7 protein-coding genes and 1 pseudogene are annotated in these 9,141 nt (G+C 72.0%); 1 reads left to right on the plus strand and 7 read right to left on the minus strand.

The genetic code is table 11. From position 1 onward, the window contains the following. Positions 1-79: 79 nt before the first annotated feature. The 6 genes and pseudogenes from OP79_RS42430 to OP79_RS50025 form a co-directional block, all read right to left on the minus strand. Entirely contained in the window at positions 80-1,492 is a 1,413-nt protein-coding gene (locus OP79_RS42430) for an alkaline phosphatase family protein (protein ID WP_033328467.1), read from the minus strand. Continuing rightward, positions 1,489-2,898 (minus strand): metabolite traffic protein EboE, encoded by a 1,410-nt coding sequence (eboE, locus tag OP79_RS57530; RefSeq protein ID WP_033328468.1) that lies wholly within the window; start codon positions 2,896-2,898, stop codon positions 1,489-1,491. The genes OP79_RS42430 and eboE overlap by 4 nt, the downstream gene beginning before the upstream one ends. A gap of 7 nt (positions 2,899-2,905) precedes the next feature. Continuing rightward, positions 2,906-3,772, minus strand: coding sequence for a TatD family hydrolase (locus tag OP79_RS42440; protein ID WP_033328469.1), 867 nt, complete (start codon positions 3,770-3,772; stop codon positions 2,906-2,908). Positions 3,773-3,774: 2 nt separating this feature from the next. Beyond that, positions 3,775-4,410 carry an EboA domain-containing protein gene (locus OP79_RS42445; RefSeq protein ID WP_051745486.1) on the minus strand — a complete coding sequence of 212 codons (636 nt, stop codon included), beginning with the start codon at positions 4,408-4,410 and terminating at the stop codon, positions 3,775-3,777. A gap of 17 nt (positions 4,411-4,427) precedes the next feature. Further along, positions 4,428-5,333: a sugar phosphate isomerase/epimerase family protein gene (locus tag OP79_RS42450; RefSeq protein WP_078492372.1), complete on the minus strand. Its 906-nt coding sequence runs from the start codon at positions 5,331-5,333 to the stop codon at positions 4,428-4,430. Between the two features lie 39 nt (positions 5,334-5,372). Beyond that, positions 5,373-6,318: pseudogene (locus OP79_RS50025) on the minus strand (SCO3242 family prenyltransferase). A 230-nt stretch (positions 6,319-6,548) separates the two neighbouring features. On the opposite strand from OP79_RS50025, the gene OP79_RS42460 reads away from it, so the two are divergent. Further along, complete coding sequence (locus tag OP79_RS42460) at positions 6,549-8,027, plus strand: glycoside hydrolase family 3 protein (protein WP_033328470.1); 1,479 nt, start codon at positions 6,549-6,551, stop codon at positions 8,025-8,027. A gap of 6 nt (positions 8,028-8,033) precedes the next feature. On the opposite strand, the gene OP79_RS42465 is transcribed toward OP79_RS42460, so the two are convergent. After that, positions 8,034-9,141: RNA polymerase sigma factor (locus OP79_RS42465; RefSeq protein WP_033328471.1), on the minus strand; the 1,108-nt coding region annotated here is incomplete at its 5' end.

Genomic DNA, 9,141 nt, shown 5'->3' on the forward strand with positions numbered 1-9,141 from the left:
CCGCCCTCTTCTCAGTCCTAAGCGGTCTCGGGGAAGTGAGGTACGCCCCCGCGCCTCCCCCACCCCCCCCCGAGACCGCTTAGTCCCCGGTGCGGGCGTCAGGATCCGATGCGGCCTCCGGTGTGAGCCGTGCCAGCTGCAACAGCAGTGCCTTGACCTCCGTCGCCGCGTACGCCTCCCGCGCCAACTCCGGTTCGGAGCACAGGAGTACGGGCCCGTGGTCCGGATCCTCCGGCAGCCGGCCGTGACTGCCGCGAACCCCCGACGGGTCCAGCGGGACGGTCTGTATCCGGTAGCGGAACCCGAGCTTCTTCCGGGCGATCTGGCCCACGGCCTTCAGCTTCACCGCCGGGACCGTCTCGTCGTACAGCAGCTCGGCGGGGTCGTAGCCGGGCTTGCGGTGGATCTCCACCTGGCGGGCGAAGTCCGGGGCGCGGTCGTCGTCCAGCCAGTAGTAGTACGTGAACCAGGCGTCGGACTCGGCGACGGCGACCAGCTCGCCGGAGCGCTCGTGATCGAGGCCGTACGCCGCCTTGCCCTCGGCGTCCAACACCCGCTCCACACCGCCTAGTTCGCCGACGATCTTCGCGACGGCCTCGGTGTCGGCCGGGTCCCGTACGTACACATGCGCCACCTGGTGATCGGCCACGGCGAACGCGCGTGAGGTCCAGGGGTCCAGGTACTCCATGCCGTCCTGCGTGTAGACGTCCAGCAGTCCGGCGCGGCGCAGGGCGCGGTTGATGTCGACGGGGCGGGAGACCGGGGTGATGCCGTACTCGCTGAGCGCCACGACGGTGGCGCCCTCGCTGAGGAAGTGGTCGATCAACGGGCGCAGTGCGTCGTCGAGTTGGCGGGCGGCGCGGGCGGTCGCGGGGGAGTCCGGGCCGGAGCGCTGGGGCTCGTAGTCCATCTGCGGGATGTAGACGAGGGTCAGGTCCGGGCGGTGCTCGTCGAAGACCTGGCGGGCTGCGCCGAGGATCCACTGGGTGGAGGGCATGCCCGCGTTCGGTCCCCAGTAGGTGAAGAGGGGGAACGGGCCGAGCCGGTCGGTGAGTTCGTCGTGCAGGGAGGGTGGCCAGGTGTAGCAGTCGGGTTCCTTGCGGCCGTCGGAGTAGTAGACGGGCCGCGGGGTGACGGTGAGGTCGACGTCCGCCCCCATCGCGTACCACCAGCAGATGTTCGCCACCTTGTAGTCGGGGTTGGTCTTCCGCGCCGTCTCCCAGATCTTCTCGCCGCCGACGAGCGCGTTGTGCTGCCGCCACAGCAGCACTTCGCCGAGGTCGCGGAAGTACCAGCCGTTGGCGACCGCGCCGTGGGTGCTCGGCGGTTCCCCGGTGAGGAAGGTGGACTGGGCGGTGCAGGTCACCGCGGGCAGGGTGGTCCCGAGCCGGGCCTGGAAGCCGCGTTCGCCGAGGGCGGCGACGGCGGGCATATGGCGCAGCAGCGTCGGGGTGAGCCCCACGATGTCGAGCACGACGAGCCGGTCGGTCATGACGTTTCCTCCTTGAGGCCGAGGCCGGTCAACCGGTCCCTGGCCCAGGCGAGTTCGGCGGCGATGCCCCCGGCCAGGTCAGCGGGCGGCCGGGGCAGCACGGACCAGGTGTAGGTCTCCACCTCGATGTGGTCGCAGCCGGCGACCGGCCCGCCGAGAAGTCCGGCGAGTACGGCGGTGAGCTGGGGCGCGGTGGTACGCAGCGGGGGTTCGGGCTCGGCATGCAGCGGGGCGTGGAAGTGGACCCGCCAGGGGCCTCGGTCGGCGGGGAGTCCACCGGCCAGGGCATCGGGGAGGTCGTCGACGCCGAGGATCGTGCCCTCGCCCAGCGTGTCCCACCGGCCCGGACCGGCGGGCCCGCCGACGGGACTCGGCCCGGCGGAAGATCCGCCGCCCCCGCCCGGCTGACGGGCGCGTCCGGAGCCGGTCGGCCCGCCGAGCCCGCAGACATGCCGGGTCCCGTCTGCCTGCTCGCCCGCCGCCAGCCCCCTCTGGCGTGGGATCCGGGGCCACGCGACGCCGGGGCCCCGTCCCTCGCCAAGCCCGCCGGAGGTCCCCCAACTGCCCTGCGCAGCAACCCTCGTACGCGTCTGATGCAGAAACCGCGCCTCCGCCAGCCGCCCCAGCGCCGCGCGAGCAGCCGGATCGGCCGGATCGTCCGCCTCCACCGCGCACGACGCCTGCAGCTTGACCACCGGCAGCCCGGCGGCGGCCAGCCGTGCCAGAGCGGCGCCCGGATCCTCGAACTGGACCGCGAGATGGCAGGCGTCCAGGCAGATGCCGAGCCGTTCCGGGTCCAGGCCGCCCAGTTCCCGTACCGCCTGCGTGGTCGTCTCGACCACGCACCCCGGCTCCGGCTCGAAGCCGACGCGGACCGGACGGCCGGTCTCGCGCTCGATCGCGGCGAGGCCGTCGGCCAGCAGGTCCAGGGCACGGCGGGCGGTGTTGGCACGTTCGGCCGGCCAGGGCGTGCGCCAGGCGAGCGGAAGCGTGGAGACGCTGCCGCGGCGGGCGTCGTCCGGGAGGAGGGCGGTCAGGACGCGGGCGCAGTCGAGGGTGTAGGCAAGGCGGGCCTGGTCCGTCCAGTCGGGGAGGTAGACGTCCTTCTTGACGACCTCGCGATGGAAACCGGCGTACGGGAAGGCGTTCAGCGTGACGGTCTCCAGACCCCGCAGGCTCAGCTCGTCCTTCAGCCGCTCCAACGCCCGCCCGTCACCGACGAGTTCGGTGACGACGTCGCGGGCCAGCCACAGGCCGATGCCGAGCCGGTCGACGCCGAGCCGTTCCCGCACGGGTTCGGCGTAGGCGGCGAGCTGCGCGAGCACCCCGTCCAGGTCCTCCGCCTGATGGACGTTGCTGCAGTACGCGAGATGGACGGGCGTCCCGTCGGGATGGCGCAGGCGCATGCCCCGCTCACTCTCCGCCGCGCTTGATGGAGTTGCCCTGGTAGGTCGCCGACTCGTCCGGCTTGGGCTCATCCAGGACCGGGTCGAGGTCCAGCCGGCCGCTCTGCCCGTAGAAGGCGACCGGGTTGCGCCACAGCACCCTGTCCACCTCGTCCGCCGCGAACCCGGCCGCCAGCATCGCGAGACCGGTCTTACGGGTCTTCAGCGGATCGCTGCGCCCCCAGTCCGCCGCCGAGTTGACCAGCACCCGATCACTCCCGTGCTCCTGGATGATCCGTACCATCCGGTCCTCGCTCATCTTCGTCTTGGGATAGACCGAGAACCCGGCCCAGCAGCCGCTGTCGAGGACCATGGAGACGGTGAGTTCATTGAGGTGGTCGAGCACGACCAGCTCGGGCGCGATCCCCGACTCCCGTACGACATCCAGCGTCCGCCGCGTGCCCGCCTCCTTGTCGCGGTGCGGGGTGTGGACGAGGGCCGGGAGCTCGTGCTCGATGGCGAGCTGGAGCTGCCGGGCCAGGGCCTCGTCCTCCTCCTTGGTCATCGAGTCGTAGCCGATCTCGCCGACCGCGACGACCCGGTCCTTGGCGAGATAGCGAGGCAGCTCGTCCAGCACCGGTGTGCAGCGCGGATCGTTGGCTTCCTTCGGGTTGAGGGCGATCGTGCAGAAGTGCTGGATGCCGAACTGCGCGGCGCGGTACGGCTCCCAACCCAGCAGCGAGTCGAAGTAGTCGTAGAAGCTCCCGGGCGAGGTACGGGGCTGACCCAGCCAGAAGGCCGGTTCGACGAGGGCGCGTACCCCCGCGGCGAACATCGCCTCGTAGTCGTCCGTCGTACGGGAGGTCATGTGGATGTGGGGATCGAAGATGCGCATGTTCAGGAGGCTCCATCGAGGGCGGCGGGGCGGTCATCGGCGGGGGCGAAGGCCCGGATGACGGGTGTGATGTCCTCCGGTACGGCACGTCCGGCCGCGATCCGCTCGCGCGCGAAGTCGGTCAGCATCCGGGCGAGTTCGGCGTCGGCGCGCTCGTCGAGTCCGGCGACACGGCTCAGCGGGATCTCGTAGAAGACGCACTTCAGGACGGCCTGCCGAAACTCGTCGTCCGGCAGATGTCTCGCCGCGTACGGTCCGAGGGCGGCCTCGATCAGCGTCGTGTCGTTGCCGCGGAGCGTCTCCCGCACCAGGAAGAGGAAGCGTCCCTCGTCGTCGATCAGCGGCAGCGAGCGCAGTACGGCCCGCTGCTCGGCCGGGTCGCCGTGCCGGTGGAGCGCTCCCACGGTTTCGGTGAGCGCGGGGTCGTGCAGCGGCAGGGCGGTGAGGAGTACGGCGCGGGCGGCCTCGTCGATGGTCCAGTGGTCGTCGATCCTGGCCCGGCCGCAGCGGCGGCGGACGGCGGGGAAGAGGGCGCCGATGGCGGTGGGATCGGCGATGACGCGGTCGACGGCGGTGTCGAGCCAGGCGCGGGCCTCGGGTTCGAGGACCGTACGGAGTTCAGGTATGCCGGAGATCATGGTCGCGCTCTCTGTGCTTACTGTGTTGCTTGCGCTTCTTGTACTGCCTCTTGTGCCTTCTGCTCTCTCTGCTCTTTCTGAACCTTCGGTGCTTTGAGCGCTGTCCGTCGGAGGAACTCGATGGAGCGCCGGGCGACTTCGGGCGCGTCGAGCGAGCCGCCCTGGATCTCGACGGAGACCAGGCCCTGGTGCCCGAGTTCGCCGAGGGCGGCCAGCACCGGGACGAAGTCGATCTCGCCGTCGCCGAATTCGAGATGCCGGTGGACATCGCGCACCATGTCCTCGATCTGCACGTTCAGCAGCTGGGGCGCGGCCAGCCGTACGCACTCCAGCAGCTCGATCTCCTCGACGCAGTGCGCGTGCCCGACATCCAGCGTGATCCCGAACAGCTCATGCCCGCCGAGCCGTTCGCCGAGTTCCAGGCACCGCTCCACGGTGTCGACGAACATGTACGGCTCCGGCTCGAAGGCGAGGGCGACGCCATTGGCCTCCGCCGTCTGCAACACGGTCTCCATGCCTGCCGTGAGCCGCTTCCACGCGTCCTCCTCCGGCAGCCCCTTCGGCGCGGCACCACTGCACAGATGGACGGTGGGCGAACCCAGGTCGGCGGCGATCCAGATCGCCCGCCGCAGCAGATCGACGCGCCGCTGCGCCCCCTGAGACATCAGCGTCGGCTCGTGCTTGCCCCACGGGTCGAGTAAATAGGGTGCCCCCGTCTCGACGGTGACGCTGAGCCCGTACCACGCCAACTCCCCTGCAAGCTTGTTGACTTGGCGCGGCAGGTCATCGGCGTACGGATCGAGGTGCCCATGGTCGAGGGTCAGCGCCACCCCGTCGTAGCCGAGGTCGGAGAGCACGGCGAGCACATCGCTCAGCCGGTGGTTGGTAAAACCGTTGGTGCCGTAGCCGAATCGCAGATCCATGAGTGACGTCCTCGGGTCCCTTTCAGGTTGCTCTTCGGGTCAGGTCGGTGACACGCGCCGGGCCAGCCGCCGCGCCAGCGGATGTACGGCCCCCAGCACCGCCGCCACGCCGGGCGCCCCGCCCCGCGCGGTCAACGCCGCCTGCAACGGCACCATGCCCAGGATCCCGGCTCCCACCGCCCGCCGTACATTCTCCCCCGAGGGCTTCCGTACGGCTCTGACCTGCGCCAGTCCGTATGTACCGAGGTAGCCGAGCGCTCCGGCGGCGGCGACCGCGGCGGTACGGGCGTCAGGGCGTCGCCCGGACCTGGAGGGTGCGGCGCCCGCTGCCGCGAGCGCGGTCGCGGCCGACACCCCGAGGGTGGTCGCGGGCAGTCGGGCCGGGGCCCCGGAGATCTCGTGCCGGCTGAGGGCGGTGAGCGTGTACGTATGCAGCCCGACCAGGGCCGCCGGCACGAGCCCACGCCTGCCGGACCCCTTGGACCCGTTTCTCGCCCCACCGGCCGCCACCGCGCCCGCGAGCACGTCAAGGGCCCGTGCCCCGGCCATCGCGGCGGGCCCGGCACGTCGACTTCAGCTTCAGGTCGTACGCCCAGACCAGCCCCGTCAGCGGCAGTGCGACACCGAGTCCGCGGCGACCGCCGGAGAGGGCCGCGAGTCCGAGACCCGCGGCGGTCAGACCGCAGGCCAGGGAGAGGGCCGTACGGCGCGGGACGCGGCCGGAGGGGACGGGGCGCTGGGGGCGTTCGACGGCGTCGACGGGGGCGTCGGCGTAGTCGTTGAGGGCCATCCCGGCCCAGTAGAGGCAGACGGAGGAGGCCATCGTGCCCACAGTCCGCGGTCCGAGCGGGCGTCCCGCCGCGGCGGCCCCCGCGAGTATGTCGCCCGGCACACTCAGCGCGGCCGGGGCGCGTACGAGACTTGCCAGGTCAGCGAGGCGTACGGGCCGGGATCCGAAGCGGACGTCCGCTTTCCGGTCGTTCATGGAAGCAAGTTACACGCGCTCCTTGAACATTCATTCTTGTGATGTGTGGGGATTGCGTGACGAATGTGGCCACGGGGGGATGTTTACGTCTCTGTGCCGAGTGCTCCGTGTGTGGAGGGGGACGGAGCGTGACGCGGTTGGAGCGGGGGCGGTGAGGGGCGACGGATGGCTGAATCGACCATCCATCCACATCATTGACTTTCGGCTGAGTCAACCACAGGATTCCCGGCGTGACCCCCACCGAGCACACGTACGCCGGTCCGGCCCTCCCTCCCGACCTGGACGAGGCCGTCCACCGCTGTCTCGTCGCCGGATTCGACGGCACCACGACCGTCCCCGACACCCTGAAGCGGCTCATCGACCGTGGCCTCGGCGGCGTCATCCTGTTCACCCGCAATGTGCGCGACGCGCAGCAGGTCCGCGAACTGACGGACGCCCTGCGGGACTTCCGCCCCGATCTGCTGGTGGCCATCGACAACGAGGGCGGCGACATCGGGCACCTGGTGAGCGCGGGCGCACCCGAAGTCCCCGGCTCCTTCGCCCTGGGCGTCGTGGACGACACCCGGCTCACCGCCCTGTGCGCCGACGCACTGGCCGGACACCTGACCTCGCTCGGCATCACGGCCTCGTACGCCCCCGTCGCCGACCTTCAGCACCATCCGCTGAACCCGATCGTGCGCACCCGCTCCTTCGGCGCCGATCCCCAGCTGGTCTCCCGGCATCTGCGCGCCTGGATCACCGCGACGGAGGCGCGCGGCGTCGCCTCCTGCGCCAAGCACTTCCCGGGGCACGGGGGCACCGTCACCGACAGCCACCACGATGTGGCCGTCGACCCACGGGCGTACGACGAACTCGACCTCGACCCCTTCCGGGCCGCGATCGCCGTCGGGGTGCCGATGCTGATGAGCGCCCATGTCGTGTTCCCGGCACTGGATCCCGACCGTCCGGCCACGCTGAGCCCCCGCGTTCTGAGCGGCCTGCTCCGTGATGAGCTGGGCTTCGACGGTGTTCTGGTCAGCGACGCGCTGGAGATGAAGGCGATCGCGGACAGCTACGGGGAGGCGGCCGGGGCGCGGCTCGCCCTCGAGGCCGGGGCCGATCAAGTCATCGTCGCCGTACCGGACTTGGGGGTCACGGTCGGCTGCCGGGACGCGGTGCTGGACGCGGTGGGCAGCGGCGCGCTGTCGATGGAAAGGGTGCAGGAGGCCGCGGGACGGGTCCGGCGGCTGGCCGAGCGGTATGCGGAGCCGGTGGCTTCGGGCGCGGTCGCCCGGTGGGACTCCGGGGCCGGGTTGGAGGCGGCGCGGCGGGCGGTACGGACGCCTGCGCCGCATGTACGGGGCGCCCATGTCGTCGACCTCTTCCCACCACCGCATCCCGCGCTCAACTGGGGCGGCGAGGACCTGCTGACGGAGGTACGCGCCCTCGACCCCACGGCCACGGGGACGGTGGTCACCCGGGCTCCGGCGGACGTGGCGGGCCTCGCCGCCGAGATCCTGCGACGGGCCGAGGACGCGCCGCTGGTGGTCGCCACGTACGACGCCGAACTGCACCCCTGGCAGGCCGCACTCCGGGGGGCGCTGCTGGCCGGGCGTACGGATGTGGTCCGCGTTTCGACGGGTCTGCCGGACGGCGGTGCCGTGTGCTCGTACGGGCGGGGGCGGGTGAATCTGCGGGCGGTGGCGGGGGCGTTGGTGTGCGTTGCCTGAGGCGCGTCAGCGACTTCGGCGGGCGTTGAGCCGGGCGGCCTGGCGCGTCAGGTGGGCGCGTTCGGCGAGGTTGGGTGCCTTGTGGGCGGCCTCGGAGTACAGCCGCGCCGCCGTGGTCAGGTCGCCGTCGCGTTCGTGGAGGTAGGCCGCCACCGCGGTGTGGCGGGGCAGTGAGTCGTCCAGTGCGGCGAGGGCCGCCAGGCCGGCGCGGGGTCCGTCGGCCTCGCCGACGGCGACCGCACGGTTGAGCCGGACGACCGGGTTGTCGGTCAGGCGGGCGAGCTCGTCGTACCACTCGACGATCTGCACCCAGTCGGTCTCCTCGGCGGCGGGTGCGTCGGCGTGCAGTGCCGCGATGGCGGCCTGGGCCTGGAACTCGCCGAGGCGGTCGCGGGCGAGGGCCGCCTGCAGGATCTCGACACCCTCGGCGATCGACTTCGTGTCCCACCGGCCGCGGTCCTGCTCGGCGAGCGGCACCAGGCTGCCGTCGGGCGCGGTCCGGGCGGCGCGCCGGGCGTGGTGGAGCAGCATGAGGGCGAGCAGCCCCGCCACCTCGGGGTGGTCGATCGCGGCCGCGAGCTGCCGGGTGAGCCGGATGGCCTCGGCGGCGAGGTCGACGTCGCCGGAGTAGCCCTCGTTGAAGACCAGGTAGAGGACGCGCAGCACGGTGGCGACATCGCCGGGCTGGTCGAACCGCACGCCGGAGACGGTGCGCTTGGCCCGGCTGATGCGCTGGGCCATGGTCGCCTCGGGCACCAGATAGGCCTGGGCGATCTGGCGGGTGGTCAGCCCGCCGACGGCGCGCAGCGTGAGCGCGACCGCGGACGACGGCGTCAGCGACGGGTGGGCGCACAGGAAGTAGAGCTGGAGCGTGTCGTCCACCGTCGGCGCGGGCCCGGGTGGCGGCTCCTCGTCGACGAGGTCCTCACGCCGGCGGCGGGCGGCTTCCGCCCGGGTCGCGTCGAGGAACTTGCGCCAGGCCACGGTGACCAGCCAGCCCTTCGCATCCCGCGGCGGGTCGGCGGGCCAGACGCGGATCGCCTCGATGAGCGCGTCCTGCACGGCGTCCTCGGCCGCCGCGAAGTCGGCTCCGCGGCGGACGAGGACGGCGAGC

Source organism: Streptomyces yerevanensis, from assembly GCF_000716805.1.
Taxonomy (GTDB): domain Bacteria; phylum Actinomycetota; class Actinomycetes; order Streptomycetales; family Streptomycetaceae; genus Streptomyces; species Streptomyces flaveus.